The organism is Spirulina sp. CS-785/01 (assembly GCF_028330525.1).
Lineage (GTDB): Bacteria > Cyanobacteriota > Cyanobacteriia > Cyanobacteriales > Spirulinaceae > JAQMSD01.
Map to the genome: position 1 here is coordinate 35,477 of NZ_JAQMSD010000075.1, position 21,969 is coordinate 57,445.

15 protein-coding genes and 2 pseudogenes are annotated in these 21,969 nt (G+C 46.1%); 13 read left to right on the top strand and 4 right to left on the bottom strand.

The features are described from left to right. Positions 1 to 53 precede the first annotated feature (53 nt). The 6 genes from PN462_RS04320 to PN462_RS04345 all read left to right on the top strand — a co-directional run bounded on the left by PN462_RS04320 (position 54) and on the right by PN462_RS04345 (position 11,637). Entirely contained in the window at positions 54 to 476 is a 423-nt protein-coding gene (locus PN462_RS04320; RefSeq protein WP_272126755.1) for a response regulator, read from the top strand. A 3-nt stretch (positions 477 to 479) separates the two neighbouring features. Next, positions 480 to 2,525, top strand: a complete 2,046-nt coding sequence (locus PN462_RS04325) for an ATP-binding protein (protein WP_272126756.1) — start codon at positions 480 to 482, stop codon at positions 2,523 to 2,525. A 227-nt stretch (positions 2,526 to 2,752) separates the two neighbouring features. Next, on the top strand, positions 2,753 to 6,091 hold the full coding sequence (locus PN462_RS04330; RefSeq protein ID WP_272126757.1) for a response regulator: 3,339 nt from the start codon (positions 2,753 to 2,755) through the stop codon (positions 6,089 to 6,091). A 49-nt stretch (positions 6,092 to 6,140) separates the two neighbouring features. After that, entirely contained in the window at positions 6,141 to 9,494 is a 3,354-nt protein-coding gene (locus PN462_RS04335; RefSeq protein ID WP_272126758.1) for a response regulator, read from the top strand. 242 nt (positions 9,495 to 9,736) lie between these two features. Further along, a complete protein-coding gene (locus tag PN462_RS04340) occupies positions 9,737 to 10,660 on the top strand; it encodes an isoaspartyl peptidase/L-asparaginase (protein ID WP_272126760.1) in 924 nt (307 codons plus the stop codon). Positions 10,661 to 10,722: 62 nt separating this feature from the next. Then, positions 10,723 to 11,637, top strand: a complete 915-nt coding sequence (locus tag PN462_RS04345; RefSeq protein ID WP_272126761.1) for a histone deacetylase family protein — start codon at positions 10,723 to 10,725, stop codon at positions 11,635 to 11,637. Between the two features lie 192 nt (positions 11,638 to 11,829). Here PN462_RS04345 and PN462_RS04350 read toward each other — a convergent pair whose 3' ends face one another. Then, the gene (locus PN462_RS04350) at positions 11,830 to 12,783 is read right to left on the bottom strand and encodes an ADP-ribosylglycohydrolase family protein (RefSeq protein ID WP_272126762.1); all 954 of its coding nucleotides are present in this window, start codon (positions 12,781 to 12,783) and stop codon (positions 11,830 to 11,832) included. Positions 12,784 to 12,897: 114 nt separating this feature from the next. Continuing rightward, a complete protein-coding gene (locus tag PN462_RS04355; RefSeq protein WP_272126763.1) occupies positions 12,898 to 13,899 on the bottom strand; it encodes a methyltransferase domain-containing protein in 1,002 nt (333 codons plus the stop codon). A 160-nt stretch (positions 13,900 to 14,059) separates the two neighbouring features. On the opposite strand from PN462_RS04355, the gene PN462_RS04360 reads away from it, so the two are divergent. The 3 genes from PN462_RS04360 (at position 14,060) to PN462_RS04370 (ending at position 15,648) form a co-directional block, all read left to right on the top strand. Further along, complete coding sequence (locus tag PN462_RS04360; protein ID WP_272126764.1) at positions 14,060 to 14,890, top strand: carbohydrate ABC transporter permease; 831 nt, start codon at positions 14,060 to 14,062, stop codon at positions 14,888 to 14,890. Positions 14,891 to 15,035: 145 nt separating this feature from the next. Continuing rightward, complete coding sequence (locus PN462_RS04365) at positions 15,036 to 15,398, top strand: DUF6972 family protein (RefSeq protein ID WP_272126765.1); 363 nt, start codon at positions 15,036 to 15,038, stop codon at positions 15,396 to 15,398. After that, positions 15,358 to 15,648, top strand: a complete 291-nt coding sequence (locus PN462_RS04370) for a hypothetical protein (RefSeq protein ID WP_272126767.1) — start codon at positions 15,358 to 15,360, stop codon at positions 15,646 to 15,648. The genes PN462_RS04365 and PN462_RS04370 overlap by 41 nt, the downstream gene beginning before the upstream one ends. 191 nt (positions 15,649 to 15,839) lie before the next feature. Here the strand turns inward: PN462_RS04370 and PN462_RS04375 are convergent, their stop codons facing one another. Beyond that, positions 15,840 to 17,081, bottom strand: a complete 1,242-nt coding sequence (locus tag PN462_RS04375; protein ID WP_272126768.1) for a vWA domain-containing protein — start codon at positions 17,079 to 17,081, stop codon at positions 15,840 to 15,842. A gap of 175 nt (positions 17,082 to 17,256) precedes the next feature. Next, on the bottom strand, positions 17,257 to 18,534 hold the full coding sequence (locus PN462_RS04380; protein WP_272126769.1) for a DUF1517 domain-containing protein: 1,278 nt from the start codon (positions 18,532 to 18,534) through the stop codon (positions 17,257 to 17,259). Positions 18,535 to 18,980: 446 nt separating this feature from the next. On the opposite strand from PN462_RS04380, the gene PN462_RS04385 reads away from it, so the two are divergent. The 4 genes and pseudogenes from PN462_RS04385 to PN462_RS23380 form a co-directional block, all read left to right on the top strand. Next, positions 18,981 to 20,084: a M23 family metallopeptidase gene (locus PN462_RS04385; protein ID WP_272126770.1), complete on the top strand. Its 1,104-nt coding sequence runs from the start codon at positions 18,981 to 18,983 to the stop codon at positions 20,082 to 20,084. 73 nt (positions 20,085 to 20,157) lie between these two features. Further along, complete coding sequence (locus tag PN462_RS04390) at positions 20,158 to 20,784, top strand: precorrin-8X methylmutase (RefSeq protein WP_272126771.1); 627 nt, start codon at positions 20,158 to 20,160, stop codon at positions 20,782 to 20,784. A gap of 24 nt (positions 20,785 to 20,808) precedes the next feature. Further along, positions 20,809 to 21,108 (top strand): annotated as a pseudogene (locus PN462_RS04395) (Uma2 family endonuclease); the annotation flags it as partial. Positions 21,109 to 21,155: 47 nt separating this feature from the next. Continuing rightward, a pseudogene (locus PN462_RS23380) lies at positions 21,156 to 21,281 on the top strand (RNA-guided endonuclease TnpB family protein); the annotation flags it as partial. Between the last annotated feature and the right edge of the window lie 688 nt (positions 21,282 to 21,969).

Consider the following 21,969-nt stretch of genomic DNA (forward strand, 5'->3'; position numbering starts at 1 on the left):
CATCCCAGTCCCCTAAATGATCAACTCTCAATTCTCAATTCTCAACTAAAAATATGTCTTATAAAAAACTAAATTTCCTCTTGATTGAAGATGACGAAGTTGATATAATGACAGTCAGGCGTGCCTTTAAAAAGCATAACCTTGATCATCAACTTTGGACAGCTTCCAATGGCGTAGAAGCCCTAGAGTTATTAAGCCCAGATAGCCAAGATTATCCCAGTCATAACCGCTTAATTTTATTAGATTTAAATATGCCTAAAATGGGCGGAATTGAGTTTCTACATCAACTGCGATCGCACCCAGAATTAAAAAAAATTCCGGTCATTGTTTTAACCACATCTAACGAAGACGAAGACAAAGTAAAAGCCTATAATTTCAATGTGGCAGGATACATGATTAAACCTGTAACTTTTGAATCATTTTTAGAAACCATTGCCACTTTAAACCAATATTGGATGATGAGTGAAATTTTGTGAAAAATGCTCGAAGAACCATTAAAAATACTGCTAGTTGAAGATGACGAAGTTGACCGTATGGCCGTCGATCGCGCATTAAAAAAAGCCGGATGGCAAGGTAAGATCATAGAAAGCGAAACCTGTCAGGACGCGATCGCACTCCTACAAAACACCCCCTTCGACTGCCTATTCTCCGACTACCGTCTCCCCGACGGAACAGCATTAGACCTCCTCGCCTACCTCGAAACCCAACCCCTGCGCGTCCCCCTCGTCGTCCTCACCGGACAGGGAGACGAACAAATCGCCGTACAATTAATGAAAGCAGGGGCCTCAGACTACTTAGCCAAAAGTCAACTCTCCCCCGAATGTTTAGCCAGAACCCTCTGTAGTGCCGTCCGTCTCCATCGGGCCGAACAGGAAGCCCAACAAGCCAACCAACGACTCTACGAAAGCGAAGAACGGTATCGCCTCGTCTTGGAAGGGTCAAACGATGGGATTTGGGATTGGGACATCAAAGACGGGGTAATTTATGCCAATGACCGTTTATTAGAAATGGTGGGGATGCAGACCCCCGAACAAGGGCTTCCTTTCGCCCTTGAAAGCCTCGATCAGCCCTCTCATCCCCTCTTTTGGAAATTTCACCCCGAAGACCGAGAACAGCTTGTCAGAGCCATAAAACGCCACCTCTACGACAACCTTGATCTGGAGGTAGAATTTCGCATCCTCCACTCCAGTCAAGAATATCGCTACTGTATCGCCAGAGGGAAAGCGCAACGGAACAAACAGGGAAAACCCGTCCGACTAGCGGGGACGGTGACAGATATTACCGAACGGAAACGGAGTGAGGAGCGATCGCGCTTTTTAGCCTCAGCCACCACCCTCCTCTCCTCCTCCCTCGACTACGAAACCACCCTAAAAACCCTCGCCCACCTCATTGTCCCCGATCTCGCCGATTGGTGTACCATCAACCTCGCAGACACCGAAAACACCCCCCGTCTCATTGCCGTCGCCCACACTGATCCCGATAAAGAATCCCTCGTCTGGAAACTGCAACAAGAAAACCGCACCCCTCAAACTAATTATGTCTTCGACACCGGAGAATCATTAGGCGGTTATTATGTCTGCAAAGGATCAATGGCCCTAATTGCCTTTAATGAAGAACAACGGAAACTCTTTCGAGAATTACAATGTCACTCCTATATTTGCGTTCCCCTCTGGACAAGAGAGCAAATTATTGGCTCAATTTTATGTGTTTGGGGGCATACCCCCCGCAGTTATACCGAAGCAGATTTAAAACTCATTGAAGACTTAGCCTATCGGGCTGCCTTCGCCATCGAAAATGCCAGATTATATAAAGAAGCACAAGAAGCAGCGAGAATTAAATCCCAATTTCTAGCGTTAATGTCCCACGAATTACGCACCCCCATGAATGCCATTATTGGCTTTTCTCAAGTGTTACTCCGGCAAAGATCAGGAAAACTCGCGCCCCAACAGGTTTCTATGATTGAACGAATCCATAATAATGGCAAAAACTTATTATCTTTAATCAGTGACATTTTAGACCTATCTAAAATTGAAGCGAACCGCTTTGAATTGAAGCCAGAACCCCTTAATTTAGTGCAACTTATTGCCACTACTTTAGACAGTTTGAGACCCCTTGCAGATGAAAAAAAGATTAAACTGCGCTTTGCTTCAACCGTAGAAGAAATTGAAATTCATAATGACCGCGATCGCTTGCGACAAATTCTCATTAATCTGCTCTCCAATGCCATCAAATTTACCCAAGAAGGTCATGTCACTGTCACCCTAGAAACCCCTTGTCCAAAAACCCTACAACTCACCGTAGAAGACACAGGAATTGGCATTACTCCCGAAGATCAAGTTAATATTTTTCAAGAATTTTATCAAGTAGATCAAACCAGCACCCGGCAATATTCTGGCTCAGGATTAGGATTAGCCATTACTAAATCCTTAGTGGAATTAATGGGAGGAGAAATCACCTTAGACAGTCAAGTCAATGTCGGGACAACCTTTCGCGTGAAACTCCCCGTCAAAGTCCAAATTGCTTAATTTACGGTAAGCATTCAGCATTCAGCATCCCCGCAGAGAAAACACGCTCACCCACTCCGGTTGAATACTGCTGAATACTTCTGTCTATCAACCCGTTAAACACGGGTTTCAGCTATTAGCCTTGGGTTTTAACCCAAGGCATATAAAGGTAGCGTCCTGCTCCCCTCAACCCAAGACAAGCCTCAACGGTTAAATTAGAGTAGAACCCTAACAACTCCTATCCTAAAATGTCCCCAAGCCCTCTCCCTAAAAAGCCCTCCCTCCTTCGCAAAATTCCCCTTCGTACAGTGTTAATTGTGCCGTTTGTGATGCAGTTGGTGGGAACAGTGGGATTAGTGGGCTATTTATCCTATCGGAGTGGTCAACAAGCAGTGGCAGATTTAGCCAATCAGTTAATTGAGGAAAAAGGCGATCGCGTCTTTGCCCATCTCGAAGACTACCTACAAACCGCCCAAACCGTCAACCAACTCAACCTAGAAGCCATCAAACTCGGTGTCATTGATCTCGATAACTTCCAACAACTCGGCCAGTATTTTTGGCAACAAATCGCCCTCTATGACCTCTCCTATATTAACTATGGCAATCCCAACCAAGAATTTATCGGGGCAGGATATGGTCGCTTTGGGTTAACCATTGGGGAAGTCAAGTTAAACCACATGGGGACTATGTATGTCTATGAAACCGATAACCAAGGGAAACGCATCAAACCCCCAGTCGCCATTCGAGAAGGAGCAAACCCCGTAGGAGACTGGTACACACAAGCCTTAGACGGGAAACATCCCATTTGGACTGCCGTATATAACTGGCCCAGTGTACCCGAAAAAATCTCCATCTCCGCCAGTGTCCCCGTCTATGATCAGCAAGAACAACTTTTAGGCGTATTAGGGATTGATCTCAGCTTGTCCGATATCAGCGAATTTTTAAAAACCCTAGAAATTGGACAATCCGGCAAAGTCTTCATCATAGAACGCTCTGGGTTACTGGTAGCCCATTCCAGCACCGCCAAACCCTATCAACTGGTCGAAGGGAAAGCCGAACGATTATCCGCCACCCAAATGGCTGATCCCCTCATTCAATCCACCGCCAAGGCCATTATCGAGGAATTTGGCGAGTTTGCCGCCATTTCCTCCCCGCAACCAATGACCTTTTCAGAAAATCAGCAACGGCATTTCACCCAACTGATTCCCTATCAAGATGATTATGGCCTCGATTGGCTAATTGTAGTAACAGTGCCAGAATCCGACTTTATGGGGCAAATTGTGGCCAATGGACGGAAAACCCTCTGGCTGTGCGGTTTTGCCTTCATAGGATCAGTCTTGATTGGGGCCTTGGTAGCCCACAGGATTAGTCAACCTCTGTTGCGTCTCAAAGCATCAGCAAACACCATTGCTTCCGGGAATTTAGACGAGACAATCACCCCAGAAGGCATTGGCAGTGTTTATGATCTTAGCCAAGCATTTACTTGGATGCAGCAACAATTAAAAGATTCTTTTACCGCCTTGAATGATAGTCAAAAACAGATCGAGACCATTATTCAAAGTATCCCCATAGGCGTTGGGGTTTTCGATCATCAAGGCCAGTTATTACTCATCAATGCCACCGGAAAAGCTATCTTTCAAGACAACACCCCCAACGCCCCTCTCAACCAACTCAGTACAGCCTATCAACTCTTTCAAGCGGGAACAGACACCTTTTATCCCACAGAACAATTACCCATTGTACGCGCCCTACAGGGGGAAACAGTACACAGTGAAGATATTGAAATCCAGGTGAACGGAAAACGCATTCCCCTTGAAGTCGATGCTGCACCCATTCTTAACTCCCAAGGGGAAATTCTCTATGCAGTGAATGTCTTTCAGGATATCCGCCAACGCAAAGAAATCGAAACTCTCCTCAAAAATTATAACCACCAACTCGAACAGGCCGTCCAAGAAAAAACCGCCGAACTACAAACCGCCAAAGAAGACGCAGAAGCCGCCAACCGCGCCAAAAGTTCCTTTCTTGCCAACATGAGTCACGAACTACGCACCCCCCTCAACGCGATTTTAGGTTATCCCCAACTTCTCCTCAATAGTCCCACTCTCGCCCCCCAAGATCGAGACTACATCCAGATTATTGAACGCAGTGGGGAGTATTTACTCAGTTTAATCAATCAAATTCTCGATTTATCCAAAATTGAAGCAGGCCGCATGACTTTAAACCTCAGTCCCCTGAAACTCCACAAAATGCTAGAGGAAATTAAGGTCATGTTAAACCCCAAAGCCGAGGCCAAAAACTTAACTCTGCACATTGACCATCACCCCGATGTCCCCAATATCATCCAAACCGATGGCGTTAAGTTGCAACAAGTTTTAGTGAACTTACTGAATAATGCCCTGAAATTTACCGAACAAGGGTCTGTCACCCTCAGCGTTACTTTTGCCGAAGATAAAACTGATCATCTTCATTTTACCGTAGCCGATACTGGGGTGGGCATTGCCCCTGAAGAACAAGAGTATTTATTTGAATCTTTTGTGCAAACTGAAAGTGGCCGTCAGAGTCAAGAAGGGACCGGGTTAGGACTCGCTATTAGTCATAAATTTGTCGCCCTCATGGGGGGAGAATTGACCGTAGAAAGTACCCTCGGAGAGGGAACAACCTTTCAGTTTGATCTTCCCTTTATTCAGGGACAACAAAACTCCACCAGTCATCAATCCCTCAAAACGGTTCGGGTTCAACTAACGCCCCATCAACCTCCACCGAAAATTCTGGTGGTTGACGATAACCCCTCGAATCGAGAAATTTTAGTCACTTTACTGACCAATTGGGGATGTCTCATCCAAGAAGCCGATAATGGAGAAACTGCTATTTTGCAATGGCAGAAATGGCAGCCAGATTTAATTTTTATGGATATCCAAATGCCTAAGTTAAGCGGCATTGAAGCCACACAGTATATTCAATCTCAACATCAATTTTCTATTCCCAAAATTATTGCTATTACTGCCAGTGTTTTTGAAGAAGAACGGGAAAATATTTTAAAAGCGGGGTGTGATGATTGTATTCGTAAACCCTTTAAACCACAAGAAATTATAGATTGTTTAATTCGTCATTTAAATTTGCAGTTTCAAGAAAAAGATTTCGCTTTTTTTGGGTCAAAAACTGATTCTGTGAACGCTCAACCCCCGTCTCCTGAAAAAAGTCAATCTCTGCGCATTCTCTTAGCTGAAGATAACGACGTGAATCAAAAGATGGCTTTACTCTATCTCAAAAAATTAGGCTACGAGGCGGAAACGGTCAAAACTGGGTTAGAAGTCCTCTATAAACTGGCCGAACACCCCTATGATGTGGTTTTTATGGATATCCAAATGCCAGATATGGATGGATTAGAAGCGACTCGTCACCTTCGTCAACATTTTCCAAAACATGAACAACCCTATGTTATTGCCATGACCGCTAGTAATGAAGAAAGTGATCAAATTGCCTGTCGGGAAGCGGGGATGGATGACTATCTCACAAAACCCTTAAAGCTAGAAAAACTGCAACAAGCTCTCCATCTCTTGAGTAATGTAGTGCGAGCGAAAAAGTAGGGTTATATTAGAGGAGACTTGAACTCTAAGAGTAACGACAATGCCCTCAATGCCTCCTCAACCTTGGTTACATCGCTTTCGCAAACTCCCTATTCGTGGGGTTTTAATCGTACCGTTTGTAGTCCAGTTGCTGGGAACGGTGGGACTGGTGGGCTATTTATCCTATAGGAGTGGACAAGAGGCAGTACAAAATCTGTCTCAACGGTTGATGGAGGAAGTGGGAAAACGAGTGGATTTATATCTTCAGCAACAACTCTGGGAGGCCATTCACCTTAATCAGATGAATGTGAAAGCGGTTCAAACTCAAGGGGTTGATCTGGAGAATTTAGGGGAGATTGAGCGATTATTGTGGGAGAGATTACACCAACTTGACACGGTGAGTAGTGTTTTGTTGGGACAACCGGATGGGGCATTTCGTGCGGTCAATTGGAGTGGCATTAAACCGGGGCAGATTGAGGGGGTTTTTGCCAATCCCGATCAACCCACACGGGTGGTGATTGATATTTTAGATGAGAAGGGCGATCGCACAGAACGTCTCACGGTCATTGAACCCCTACGAGTGCAAAATCGGCCTTGGTATCGGGGGGCAGTGCGCGATCGCCGCCTAGGCTGGACAACCCCCTTTCAAATTGGCACAACCCCCCAATTAGCCGTGAGTGCCTATGCCCCTATGTATGATGACCAAAACCGCTTACAAGGAGTATTTGCCGTCAACTTAGCCTTTAGCCATGTACAAACCTTTCTTCAGTCTCTCGATCTCTGTTCGGGATGTCGCGTAGTGATTATAGACGATACCGGACAATTGATCGCCACTTCCACCGAAACCCCTCCCTTTCTCTTACCAGACCAACCCAACCAAGATGGAACGTATCAGGGGAAGTTTAAACGCCTCAAACCCTCTGAAAGTTCTGATCCCGCTATTGCAGCAGCCGCCCAACATTGGCAACAGTTAGGAGTCACCCACCAACCCTTAGAACAATCAAGTTTTCAGGTTCAACAGGAACAATATTGGGTCTCTTTAACCCCCTTACTGCTGCAAAGAGATATCCCCTATCCCGACTGGAAAATTGCAATCATTGTCCCCCAGAGGGAATTTATGGCAGAAATTAACGCCAATACCCATCGCACGATTCTCTTGTGTAGTTTAGCCTTTCTGGGGTCAGTGGCATTAGGGGGATTAACCAGTCGTTGGATTAGTCGGCCTTTAGCCCGGTTAAAAGAATCCGCAGAAGCGATCGCATCTGGCCAACTAGAAGTCAGTATAACCTCCCAAGGAACAGGTAGCGTTTACGATCTTAGTCTCGCCTTCATGCAAATGCAGCAGCAGTTAAAAGATTCATTTCACGCGCTACATGAAAACCACCAAAAATTAACCACCATTTTAGAAAATATTCCCATGGGAGTGGGGGTATTTGATCAACAGGGTCATTTAATATTAGTCAATCGTTGGGCCCGGGAACTATTCCAAGGCCATACTCCCGATGCGTCTCCAGAGGACATGAGTACCGCGTATCAAGTGTATCAAGCCGACACGGATAACCTCTATCCTACCCAAGACCTGCCCGTTGTGCGGGCCTTACAGGGACAAACCACCCAAGTTAATGATCTAGAAATTGTCGTGAATGGCCAACGCATCCCCCTCGAAGTGTACGCGGCCCCAGTCTGGAATGAACAAGGGGACGTGATCTGTGCTGTGAATGTCTTTCAGGATATCCGCCCACGCAAGCAAATCGAAACCCTCCTCAAAAACTATAACCACCAACTCGAACAGGCCGTCGAAACCAAAACCGCCGAACTACAAACCGCCAAAGAAGACGCAGAAGCCGCCAACCGCGCCAAAAGTTCCTTTCTTGCCAACATGAGTCACGAACTACGCACCCCCCTCAACGCCATTCTAGGCTATCCCCAACTTCTCCTCAATAGTCCCACTCTCGCCCCCCAAGATCGGGATTATATTGCAACCATTGAACGCAGTGGGGAATATTTACTCAGTTTAATCAATCAAATTTTAGATTTATCCAAAATTGAAGCAGGCCGCATGACTTTAAACCTCAGCAACCTGAAACTCCACCAAATGCTAGAGGAAATTAACGTCATGTTACACCCCAAAGCCGAGGCCAAAGGCTTAAATCTGCACATTGACTATCATCCCGATGTCCCCAACTTAATTCAAACCGATGGCGTTAAGTTGCAACAAGTCCTAGTCAACTTACTTAATAATGCCCTAAAATTCACCGAACAAGGCTCTGTCACCCTCAGCGTTACCCTCGCCGAAGATAAAACTGATCATCTTCATTTTACCGTAGCTGATACTGGGGTAGGCATTGCCCCAGAAGAACAAGAGTATTTATTTGAATCTTTTGTGCAAACCGAAAGTGGCCGTCAGAGTCAACAAGGGACTGGGTTAGGACTCGCTATTAGTCATAAATTTGTCACCCTCATGGGGGGAGAATTGACCTTAGAAAGTACCCTCGGAGAGGGAACAACTTTTCAGTTTGCTCTTCCCTTTATGCAAGGAAAATGGACAACAGACGGTAGCGAATTGTTAAAACAAGCGTTCAAACTGCAACTGACTCCCAACCAAACTCCACCGAAAATCCTCGTTGTTGATGATAACTCATCTAATCGAACCATCTTAGTCACCTTATTAAAAAATTGGGGCTTTATTGTCGAAGAAGCTGATAATGGAGCAACCGCCCTCACCCAATGGCAACAAGGGCAACCGGATTTAATTTTTATGGATATCCGAATGCCCCAAGTTAATGGCATTGAAGCCACAAAAACCATTCACGCTCAAACCTCCACAACTGCTCCTAAAATTATTGCACTAACTGCCAGTGTTTTTGAAGAAGAACGAGCCAATATTCTCGCTTCGGGATGCGATGACTTTATTCGCAAACCTTTTAAACAACAAGACATTATAGACTGTTTAACTCATCATCTTAATCTTCAATTTCAAGAAATAATCCCCCTTGACTCATCCTCCTCTAATTCTCCACCAGAAACCAAAGAATCATCTCCCGAAAAAGGCCAACCCCTGCAAATTCTTTTAGCCGAAGATAACCCAGTGAATCAAAAAATGGCCCTACTTTATCTCAAAAAAATCGGCTACGAGGCCGAAACCGCAAAAACCGGCTTAGAAGTCCTCTACAAACTCGCAGAAAAGCCCTATAATTTAGTTTTAATGGATATCCAAATGCCGGATATGGATGGCTTAGAAGCTACTCGACAAATTCGCCAACATTTTCCCCAAAATGAACAACCCCGTATTATTGCCATGACGGCTAGTGATGATGAGAGTGATAAGATAGCCTGTCAAGAAGCGGGAATGGACGAGTATATCATGAAACCGTTAAAATTGGAAATTCTTAGACAAACTTTGTTCCAAAATAACCCTTCTTGAAAAACTCAGATTTTCGGGCATTTCGCCCCCTCTGCCAGCAAAAATCGCCAATAACTAAATAAAGGGAAAAAGCGTCTGGGAGTCTTGCCATGTTTCGACCCCAAACGCTTCTTCTCACTTTCTCCTCACACTCACTTGTATAAAAAATTAACATAAGTCTGTTGATTGTCAACCCCCTTCTTTTGAGAAAGCAAAAAATTGTACAATCAACAATGCGCTCAATTACTCAAAAATAAGTCGTCATGCAGCCAAAAGTTATTATTCATGGTGGGGCCGGGAGTTCCCTGCAAGGGAAAGGGGGACTAGAGGCGGTCCGAACATCGCTACACAAAATTGTCCAAGCGGTGTATGAAGTACTCACTCAAGGGGGAAGTGCGACTGATGCAGTTATTTTAGGCTGTCAACTGCTCGAAGATGAACCGCGTTTTAATGCGGGGACCGGTTCGGTTCTCCAGTCGGACGGCCAAATTCGCATGAGTGCTTCGTTGATGGATGGGACGAAACAACGGTTTAGCGGTGCAATTAATGTATCGCGGATTAAAAATCCCATTGAGTTGGCGAAATTCTTACAGAATGAAAGCGATCGCGTGTTATCGGACTATGGTGCAGCCGAATTAGTCCGAGAATTACAATTCCCAGTTCATAACCCGTTAACGGATTTACGTTTAAACGAATGGTTACAAGACCGCAAGGATAATGTTAAACGAGACATGGCCAACGTCGTCGCAGAGGAGGAAGCGGGACGAGGAACGATTGGAGTGGTGGCCTTAGATCAAAACGGCCAGATCGCTGCGGGAACGTCCACAGGAGGGAAAGGGTTTGAACGGATAGGTCGAGTGAGTGATTCGGCTATGCCTGCGGGAAATTATGCTACAACGAAGGCCGGGGTAAGTTGTACGGGAATTGGTGAAGATATCATCGAGGAATGTTTAGCCGCCAAAATCGTCATCCGCGTCACCGATGGGTTATCCTTAGCCCAGGCCATGGAACGGTCGATTCAGGAATCAGTCCAAAATAAGCGAGATTTAGGCGCGATTTCCATTGATGCAACAGGTGCGATCGCGTGGGGAAAAAGCTGTGAAGTCCTCCTGGCCGCCTATCATAACGGCACAGCAATTAACGATACGCTAGAATGCAACCCAACGGATTTAGTGGGGAATGGATGAATAATGCCCTTTTGTGAATTGTGAATTGTAAATTGTGAATTGTAAATTGTGAATTGACCAAAATGTTCCCAATCATTTATTCTGACCGCTTTCTCGAACATAAACCGAGTCGATATCACCCGGAATGCCCAGAACGCTTAACCGCCATTGTAGAGGCATTACAGAGCGTTCCTTGGTCTGACCGCATCGACTGGCAAACCCCCACCCCCATCGACCAGCGAGAAGTGTTACCTTGGCTAGAGAAAGTCCACAGCGAGAAATATTTAACCCTCGTTCGCACCATTGCAGAACGAGGAGGGGGGATGTTGGATGCAGACACCTATATTGCCCCAGAGAGCTACGACGTGGCATTATTAGCCATCAGTGCATGGTTTGATGGGGTTGACCGGGTGTTAAGCACCCATAACCCCGCCTTTGTTTTAGCACGTCCTCCTGGTCATCATGCCGAAGCAACCACAGGGATGGGGTTTTGTCTGTTTTCTAATGCTGCGATCGCAGCCCATTATGCCCTAGAAAAGCCTAATATTAACAAAGTTGCTATCCTAGATTGGGACGTTCACCACGGCAACGGAACACAGCACATCGTCGAAAACAACCCCCACATTGCCTACTGTTCCTTTCATCAATTCCCCTGTTATCCCGGCACAGGACGAGACACCGAAACCGGAATGCACAATAACGTGCTAAACTTCCCCATGAGTGCAGGCAGCACCTTCGAGGACTATCACCCCCTTTTCACCGAACAAGTTCTCCCCTTCCTACGACAATTTGAACCCGATTTATTAATCGTCAGTGCCGGATTTGACGCACATCACAACGACCCCCTAGCAGGCGTTTCCTTAAAATCCGAAGACTATCAAGCCTTCACCCAACTGTTATTACCCCTAACCCGTTGTATCTTATTCGGATTAGAAGGCGGTTATGATTTAGAAGCCTTACCCCAATCCGTCATTGCAACCATTGAAGGGTGTTTTTAAGTTTTTGTTATTTGTTATTTGTTGTTTGTTCTTAGTTCTTTGTTCCTTGTTGCGATTCGACTTACTCCTTTGTGTTCTTTGTGTCTTTGTGGTTTGTGTCTTTGTGGTTTGTGTTCTTTGTGGTTTGTGTTCTTTGTGGTTTGTGTCTTTGTGGTTTGTGTCTTTGTGGTTTGTGTCTTTGTGGTTGACCAATCACCCATTACCAATCTTTCTACTTAATCGCTTCCCCAAACCAATAATATCATCTTTCCGAGCAATAGTTTCAACCCAATGCTGCGGAATTTGTTCAACTTCATAATAAATACCAGCCAACCCACCCGTAACCGCAGCAGTCGTATCCGTATCCTCCCCCAAATTCACCGCAACCACCACACTTTCCGCATAATTTTGATAATTCAAAAAACACCAAATCGCCGCTTCTAGCGTATGAACCACATAACCACTCGAAGCAATCTCATTAACCGGAAGTTTAGCAATATTTCCATCAAGAAATCGTTGAAAATGAGAAAGTTGCGACTGATACGGCTCATTCTGATAAAGCGGCTTAATCTGTTCAATCCCTTGCTGATAGGCTTCAAACGGAGACAGTCCTTGTAATAACCCAATCGCAATACTAACATAAATTCCGCAAGCCATTTGAGACCGGGGATGAGCATGAGTGAGACAAGAAACTTCATGCACCCGTTGAATTAACTGAGGAAACTTGACCAACGGATAACAAAACGCCAAAGGTAAAATCCGCATTAACGAACCATTCCCATTACTCCTCTCATCCAGTCCCCCTGCTTCCGTAGGAGAAATCCCTTGGCGGAGACGAGAAATAGCAGTATTCGTCGTCAAACCAATATCAAAAACCTCCTCATAGGGAGTCCAAAAGGCTTCATCTCGCCATAAACAAAAATAGTCCGCCACCGTCGCCACTAACTGCTCACTTAATAACTCTTGCGCTAATGCCTCCGCCAAACAAAACGTTAACGAACTATCATCAGACCAAGTACCTGGAGGCTGGTTATACGTCCCATAACCGCGCATCGTTGCCACCGGATTATGTGCCAAAGTTTGCCGTGATTGAAATTCCACCGGAACACCCAACGCATCTCCAACACAGACTCCCATCAATCCCGATACAATCTTCGTTTCACTCATAAATAAAACCCATTCAATCCTGCAATGTGGTGTATTCAACAGCAGTTCAGTGAACCTCAGAAAAATCCAGTGATTCGCCATTGAACACACCTAACAAAAAACGCTAATTCTCCATTATCCATTATTTTGCGCTGTCTCAGCAGCAGCAACCCCCGCAGGAGTCCGCACATTAGCGCGTTTTGCGCGAAACATTCCAAAACGGCATAACCCCGCACCAAAGGCCACCCGCATTAATAACAAAGTTGGCACTTCTCGCAGCGACTTGATAAACCCAGACACTCCAAACCGGACTAACCCCGCAGGCCGCGCAATTCCTTGCCAAATGGAATCTAACCAAGAGGGTAAGGTTTCTTGAGTCCAGTCATCGGTGACGACTTCTCCTTCCACCAGTCCAGTTTCGCTCAATAACTCCGCAAACCCTTCAATACTAGAGAAAGCAGGATGAGACCATTGGTCTAATAATTGTCGCATCATGGGACGTTCCCAGAAATTAAGGGGGTTTTGCCGTGCATCCCGTTGATTCCAGTCTGCCACAACTAGCACTCCACCAGGTTTCAGGACGCGCAATAATTCCTTGGCAAAAGCGGCTTTTTTGGGGATATGGGGCCCAGTTTCAATGGACCACACCACATCAAACTTCCCATCCTCAAAGGATAAATCCATGGCATCATCCACGGCAAACTCTGCGCTAACTCCCTCTGGGGTTAATTCGGTGGCCCGTTGGACTTGTTGGGGACTGATGGTGACTCCTGTGACCTTAAAGCCATAATCTTTGGCTAAAATGCGACTACTTCCCCCAATACCACATCCCACATCGAGAACCGTTGTTCCGGGGGGGAGTTGGTCGAGTCCTCCCCAACGCACCATTTCATGGACAAAATCGGTTTTAGCGGTGAGAAAATCTTTCTTGTGGGGGGGTGAACCATAATGGCCGAGGTGGATATGTTCCCCCCAATAAAATTCTAAGATACCGTCTTCGGTCCACTCATCGTAGGAGTTGGCCACGGTGTCGGTGGATTGGTATTTTCGTGCTGAGAGTAAGTATAGGGTAATGGCCAGCACGACGAGAACCAGCAATACACCGAGAATAATTCCTAAATTGGCTGAAAGGGTCATTTCTTGAAAATCATGTCTGTTCCTTTTTCTAGCTTGACATTGATTTACAAATTCTGGGGAGAGGAGTTGTTTGCGGTCTGCGATGAATCGGAACAGTCAAGGGTAGAATGATGAGGCGATTCGCTCTAGACTGAAACTTCGTTCACTGTAGTATTCCTCCATGATTTCCCAACGGCACTGGAAAACCCTTCGCACTTATTTTATTCTACTGATCCTTGCAGTGGGGATGTTATTCCCGTTACTGTGGTTAATTAGTACCTCGCTCAAGTCCCCTACAGAGCAGGTTTTCGGCTTTCCCCCGCAACTCATCCCCCAACATCCGACCTTAGAGAATTTTCGCACGGTTTGGGAGACGTACCCGTTTGGACGGTATTTGTTTAATAGTGTTTTGGTTGCGGTGTTAACGGTGACGCTGAATTTATTGTTTTGTTCTTTGGCGGCCTATCCCTTGGCCAGACTGGCGTTTCGGGGACGGGAGGTGATTTTTGCGGTGATTATTTCTACTATTATGATTCCTTTTCAAATTGTAATGATTCCGTTGTATATCTTGACGGTGCAGTTGGGGTTACGGAATAGTTATTTAGGGTTGATTTTTCCTGCGATCGCATCTGCTTTTGGCATTTTTCTCCTACGACAAGCCTTCCAGGGAGTCCCCAAGGAACTGGAAGAAGCGGGACGAATCGACGGGTGTAGCGAGTTAGGCATATGGTGGCATATTATGATCCCCTCGGTCCGTCCTGCCTTAGTTACTTTAGCCATTTTTGTCTTTATCGGGTCCTGGAGTGATTTTCTGTGGCCGTTGATTGTGGTAGATCGAGAGGAATATTACACTTTACCGTTAGGGGTAGCCACCTTAGCCAGTACCTTTTCTCTCGACTGGCGACTGATTGCCGCCGGGTCTGTCATTTCGATTTTACCTGTTCTATTCTTATTTGTCTTTGCGCAACGCTATATCATCCCCACAGAGTCAGGAAGTGGGATGAAAGGGTGAAATCAATTCTGAGCTAAATGTGGTAATCTGGTCTCCTTCCTAACTACTGGAGTTCACCTAACACACTTTTTTATTTTTTAGCAGAGTGCGATTAACAGAGATTATGCGCGATCGCGTAGTATGCTAGAAATGACAACACCCCAACATGAGTGGTATTGACCGAGAAATTACTCTGGAAACCCGAACCAGTCTGATTGACAAGCATTTGCCTAATACCCAAAAATCTCAAAGAGAACTACAAACAGAGGGAATTGTTTATCTCTTTAATGATCGCCAGACCATGGAAAACGTAGCCTCTGAAATCAAGCAAAAAGGACAACGGACAGGCATTCAAGATTTAGAAGACAACTATGAACGCTACGGGCTCTTTTTTGCCGAGCCAATTGGGTATATTTTAAAATTAGATGGCACTAGAATTCCTCTCTACTATGGGGAAATCAAAATCAAAAAATCCACAGGCCAATATCATGTCATCCCTCGCACCAAACCACGCACAACCAAAACCTGAATCTACCACACACCAAGCTGCTCAACCCTCAGAGTCTCAATGGGAATTTGCAGAAATCTGGGTTGATCCTTGGCTCTCCCCTCCTTATATCCTAATGTTAGTTAAAGAACAATCAGGTCAATTTTCAATTCAAAATCCTGCACAAAACTATCAATCCATCTTTACCAGTCAGACTTATGAAGAAAGTCAAATGTGGCTACTTGAAGATGAATATGAACGAGTGACAGGTCGTTTTTGGCAACCGGATTAAAAAAAGCGTCGGTACTGACTTATAGCACTTTTTAAAGCAGAAAGTCACACTAGCATTTTCTGTATTCCCTGTTCCCTGTTCCGGAGTTCCCTCAAACAGTTACTTTAAGGATTTTATCCCAATAGGGGGATTGCATATTTGCTGTCCCCCTAAACGGTATATATCACGGCTACTTTATCGTCAATTTATACCTACGAATCCTGTAAAATTGTTTTCGAGACAATGCGGGTTTTCTTGCGGTCGGCCTCAGATAAATCTTCCCCCGATTGTAACTGAGTGGCACTTTTCTGGAGAACCGTTGCGCCGCTATCGTCGCCTAATTGTAACGCGGTTTTGGCCGCCGTTTGTAACATGGTTGCAGCCCCCGTGCGATCGCCCTGTTGTAATTTAGTCTCGGCAATCTGCGTCTGACGATATTTTGCTAAGGCTAAAATAGATTTCTGGACTTCTTCGTTAGGGGCAGGTTGATAGGCTTTCTGCACTTCTGCATAGACAGGGACTTTCTCCGAGAATAACCCCTCCTGACCTAAAGCCGGGTCATCATAACGCACCTGTACCGCCCCAATTTGCTGATTTCCAGGGGAAAAATCCCCAATATACAAATTGGCTAAAACCACCCGTTCCTCCTTCATTAAATCCCCTAACCGCACCATCGGTTGGCCGTTTTCCTCCTCGACAGGCAATTCAATGGTATCTGGGGCCACTTGGGCAATGGGTTTTAATTCCGCTAAACGGACATTGGGGGCTAAATCCAGCAATAAATGGGCATTGGTTAAGCAAACCGACTGTACCCGTGTAAATAAGCGGCCAAACTCACTCACCGCTTGTTCCGGTTCTTCAATATAACTCAGCGCACCACTGGCCATATCGGCAATTTTCTCTAAAACGTCCTGATTCCAGTGAGAGCCAAACCCTAACGTATTGAGGGTAATATTATACTCTGAGGACATGGTGGCAAATTTCAAACAACGGTCATTATCCCCGTGTTCGTTTTCACCGTCGGTTAAGAGGAAAATTTGCGAGGAGTTGTCTTTTTTGCCTTTGGCGGTTTCTTCTAAGGCCAGTTTCATCCCTTCATCAATGGCCGTCCCCCCATCCGCTTCTAGTTTACTGATGCGCTTTTTAATGCCTTCTACATCATCAACGGGTTGGTTGGGGATTAGCACTTTGGCGCGATGGTCAAAGGCTACCACAGAAATTCGGTCTGTGGGCTTGAGCTTCTGCACTAAATTAATTGCCGCTTCTTTCACCGTTTGTAACGGTTGTCCATTCATCGATCCACTATGATCGAGGACGAGACAGAGATTTAAGGGGATGGACTGGTCTTCGGACCCTGCGATCGCAGATAAAGAGATAGCCATCTGACGCTGACTATTCGGTTGATTCGCATCAATATGAGAATCATTAAGCTGCGCAAGTAAACCAACTTTCATAAAACTACTCCTATAGGGTGTTTCTCTATTTTCACAACGCTTTCCCCCGCTTTTTCGCAAACCATCCTAAAAATTTAACTAAATGTTGCAAGAAGTCCCACTCGAAAAGCGCGACTTCTTGCGATTGGGGAGTTTATACATCCTCGAATCCCACGATGTCTCATCATGCAGCGTGTCACACCAGTTGATACATTTCGGTATATTCGCTCAACAATTCCTCGTAGGATAAATGTTCATGGGACTGTTGGGGAGTCCAGAGGAGATAGAAGGTCATTAAATAATCTTGGCGCATTCCGGCAATAGTTGATAAGGCTTCTTCAAGTTCGTTCACTCCGTGAATCTGCTCAAAGAGGGGTTGATCATGGGCCGTCCCTAAGAGTAAGGTGACGACAATATACGATCCCGCTTCATACCCATTATTCCCATTGCCATTCCCGTTGCCATTCCCATTACTGCGAACTTGGCCATTAACATTATTGAAGGTTTCCTCACTAAATTTACTCCGTTCTTGGAAACAGAGTTGATTAAACTGGGTTTCCGCTTCGTGAATGGCGACTTTTTCAGAACTGGCCAAAGCATGACTCCAATGATCCTCATGGCGTTGCAAAATGAGGATAGATTCTTGTAATAATTGCCATAACCCCTCTGGACTACTGGTATCCACTTGGGTACTCAACTCGGATAACTCGTCCTGAATGCCGTCTGCGCTGGAGAATAAGGCGACTTGTAACTTAGAAATGGAGACCATATCATTATCGCGTTCTTTGGCGATCGCGCCCATTCCCGTCCCCGACTCTCCCGACGACGACAACACCCGCTTCAGAAGCATATACAGGAGAATAAAAACAATAATTCCTCCCACCCCTAACAAGAGATACAAGAAAAATAATCCAGTCCCTCGACCCGAAGAAGCAGAGGTTGTATGGCCTGTATGGGTCTGATTCCGATTATGATAGTAATCATCATCATCATCGCCGATCTCAATCTCAACCTCTGTATTAGAACGACGAGGAGAGGAACTCCGAGAGGGCGAAGTCGTGGAAGAATTATTGTGCGAGTCAGAGTGACTCGGAGACGTTATCGAATTATTATGATCATCATCATCATCGACTTCAAAGTCAGTGTCTGTATGGGTACGACTAGGTGAAGTGCTACGAGACGGAGAGGTAGAACGACTTCTCGAACTAGACCCCGAAGAACTAGACCCCGAAGAACTAGACCCCGAAGAACTAGACCCGGAAGACCGACTTCTCGAACTTGAACCCGATGACCGCGAAGACCCACCCCTAGAAAATGACCCTCCCCCACTGCGACCCCCACTCCGTCTGGCATAGGCTTCTGTCTCTAAATCAAGCCATTGGGCTTGGGACAGGAGAGGAATTTCCCAAGCAAAGGGATTAAATAAGGCTAATGATAGAGTTGTCGCCAGTAATAACTGCAATTTTAGTTTCATGGTTTAATCACTTCCCTCTTGTCAATCGTCTTGGTGTCTTGCTGACATCCGGTTTTCAGGGATTGTCCCTTGCACCTGCACTTGATCTGCTAATTCGCAAGATTCCGGGGTTCTTCTCGTCTCTACAACTTGAATTAATAATTTTCCGCAATCCGGTTCCGTCCTTTTACCGGGATTTGAGAGTCACTCAGGAGAATGAGAAATACCCAGACTCTCAAAGATCAGGATTTTTATTTTTTAGCTTAACCGCTTGATCTAGGAATGTCGAGAACGCCCAAAATAGGAGACAGAGGAGAAGCAGCCAACTTGGAGATGATCCCCAAGTAGATTATCTTAGCCTTGGAGCGAAAGCGATATACTAGATTGCACGGTTCTCTAGACTTAACTACAAATTGCCGTAACTCTGAGTTCATTTTGATTCCTGTTGCCCTTAATCTCATCCTTGTATGAGAAACCCTCCCCCCTCCCATTCTAGCTCCTCTCCTCCCCGTTCGCCTGGGCGCAAACGGCGGGTTCGTCGTCGTCGTAAACGGAGACGGTATCGGCGTTTACGGTTAATTTTATTGGGGATTATTTTGGGATTAATGGCGATCGCAATTCATTGGATCAGTATCTGGGTTGTGGCGTTCTACTATTCCAGTCAAGCCTGGCTACAAGGGGATTTAGTCTGGATACAAGCCCGAATGTTACGCCAAAAAGACTACAAGGAAACCAAGGCCTTAATTCAATCCTTAGAGTCTCCTGGTATTATTGCCCTCAAACAAGCCTCTCAATCCCCCGGTTTAACTTGGTGTGACGAAGACCCTCAACAGTGCTTAAAGCGGCTCAAACGGCGTTTTCCGCTCGTGTATCAAGAATTAAAAGCCTCTGGACTCGATCCCGCCCATGACCCCTATGCGGTCATTAGTGGCTTAGACTTATTACAAATTGCCTCATCAAGTAGCAGTCGTCTTTTTTCCCGTCAATATGCCGATATTAAAGCCAATGAAGACAGCACCCAACAAGCTCTTGTTTCGGCGCGGGTGTATGCTGTGTTAAATGGGAATCCTCTCGATACGCCGGATTTAGGGGCTAATTGTCCGCCTTCTCAGAGCGATCGCGATTGTCTCTACACCCAACAACGGCAACGAGTCCGGGCCATTGCTCAAGTCCTCCAACCCCATCTCCAAGCTAGTTTTATTATTCCTGCCCAAGGGACATTATCCCAAGGCTTCAACACAGCCCACCAAGGGATTGATATTGCCAACTCTCCTGGCACGCCCATTTTAGCGTCTGCAAGTGGTACAGTCCTGTTTGCGGGTTGGGATGAAGGGGGATTAGGGAATCTCGTGAGAATTCACCATGCGGATGGCAGTATCGCCGTTTATGGCCACAATCAGAAAGTATTAGTGAATGCGGGCGATCGCGTCGAACAAGGACAAATTATCGCCGAAATGGGCAACTCCGGCAACTCCACCGGACCCCATCTCCACTTTGAACTCCATCTGCAAGGCCAAGCCACCAACCCCCTCGCCCTCCTCAGTGATGTGGAAAGTATCGCCAAACATTAACCTGAAATGAGACAATAAAGAACCCCCACCTGTAAAAACGCCCAAACGCTCAAGTATTCTCAGGACTCTGACCATGGAATGGCATCCCACCGAAGCACAAAGTTTAGCAATCATTGACCGAGAAATCGGCGATCACGTTTTTTCTCCTGCGGAATACGAAATTGTCCGGCGTGTCATCTACGAAACCGCCGATTTCGAGTATAAATCCTTAATTGGCTTTTCCGAGCGATCGCTCCAAGCCGGGGCCGCCGCCCTCGCTGCCCGTAGTACCATCGTCGTCGATGTCCCCATGGTACAAGTCGGCATCACCCCCCTCATCCAACGCACCTTCGCCAACCCCATCTACTGCGGCCTAGAAACCATCACCCGTCCTCAAAAAGAAAAAACCAAAGTCGCTTGGGGAATGCAAACCCTCGCCAAACGCTACCCCGAAGCCATCTTTGTCGTCGGCCAAGCCCAATCGGCACTCACCGCCTTGGTAGAATTAATTGAAGCCGAAGAAATTCGCCCCGCCCTCGTCATCGGCACACCCGCAGGGTTTGTAGATACCGACGTAGTAAAAGAACGCCTCCAAGACTCCATGATCTCCAACATCCGCATCAGTGGCCGCAAAGGCAGCGCAGTGGTGGCCGTGGCCATTATGAATGGCTTAATTGACCTCGCCTGGGAAGCCTACGGAAAAGACAACAACGATCTATAATCCCCCTAAAGGCTTGTTGTACCAATGACCACCGCACCCTCCCCACCCCTCACTCTAGAAAATTTCTTAAAACTCCCCTATCTCGAAGAATCCCCCGCATGGGAATATAGTCACGGGGTAGCCCTTCAGAAACCCATGCCCAAAACCCGCCACTCCCTATTACAAAAACGGCTACTCATTGCCCTAGATAACGCGACAGAAGACTATACCGCCTTTCCCGAACTCCGTTGCACCTTTGCAGGACGTTCCATTGTCCCTGATCTCGTCGTTGTTTCTTGGGCAAAACTAGGAATTAATGAAACCGGAGAACCCCAAGATCAGTTTACCAAAAAATGTTGGGTCTAAAGCCTCGCCCTTTTAGGGCGACTTTAATTAACCTCAGAGATGAGGGACTACGAATTTTGACCTGTGGGACACGGGACAAAGCCTATTGCCCAGGTGTAAGACAAGATAGTAGAGGACGGAAGAAATCTACTGTTTTGCGGTCTGTTGGATAGGAAGCCGACGGTGTAATCTTTGATTCACCGTTCGGTAGTTCACTCTTGCTACCGCAACACCCCCCGCAACTGTACCGAGGCAATGACCCCCTCCCCATGCTGCCTTCATTTCCTGAACCTTTGAGTGCAACGCAACTCTTTGGGTGGCTGCAAGTGAAGCGCAAATAAGCTCAATTCCAACGTTTCCAGTTTTTAAGAACGCTTGATATTTGGTGGCATAATCTAAAATCTATCCATTGGGTGGATGATGCGATTCATTAGGAATTTCTTTAAAGAAGTTCCTAAAAATTTTCCGAAGCTCAGGAAAAATGGCTGAAACGCTGATTTTTTCGTTGCGAGCCTCGGTGCTTTGTCCTGCAAGGGTTTGAGGTGTGTTGAAAGGGAAATCAAGAGGGTAGAGTCGGTCGGTTTGGGATGAGCTTCGGGATCAGGGGCTAGACTCCAGACAGGACAAGGGCTTAAAATAGAGGGGTCGCTTCTCTTAGGAGAAGTGGAATTAATGGAAACTTTTCGAGGGTAAGGTCAATGAGATATCCGTTTCCCGTCGCTTCTCTTAGGAGAAGTGGAATTAATGGAAACTGCCCAGCTTTTACCTGACCCCCCAGCTCCAATCAGTCGCTTCTCTTAGGAGAAGTGGAATTAATGGAAACTTTTTGGATATGGTAATGGTATCCCTGTCCACCAATGT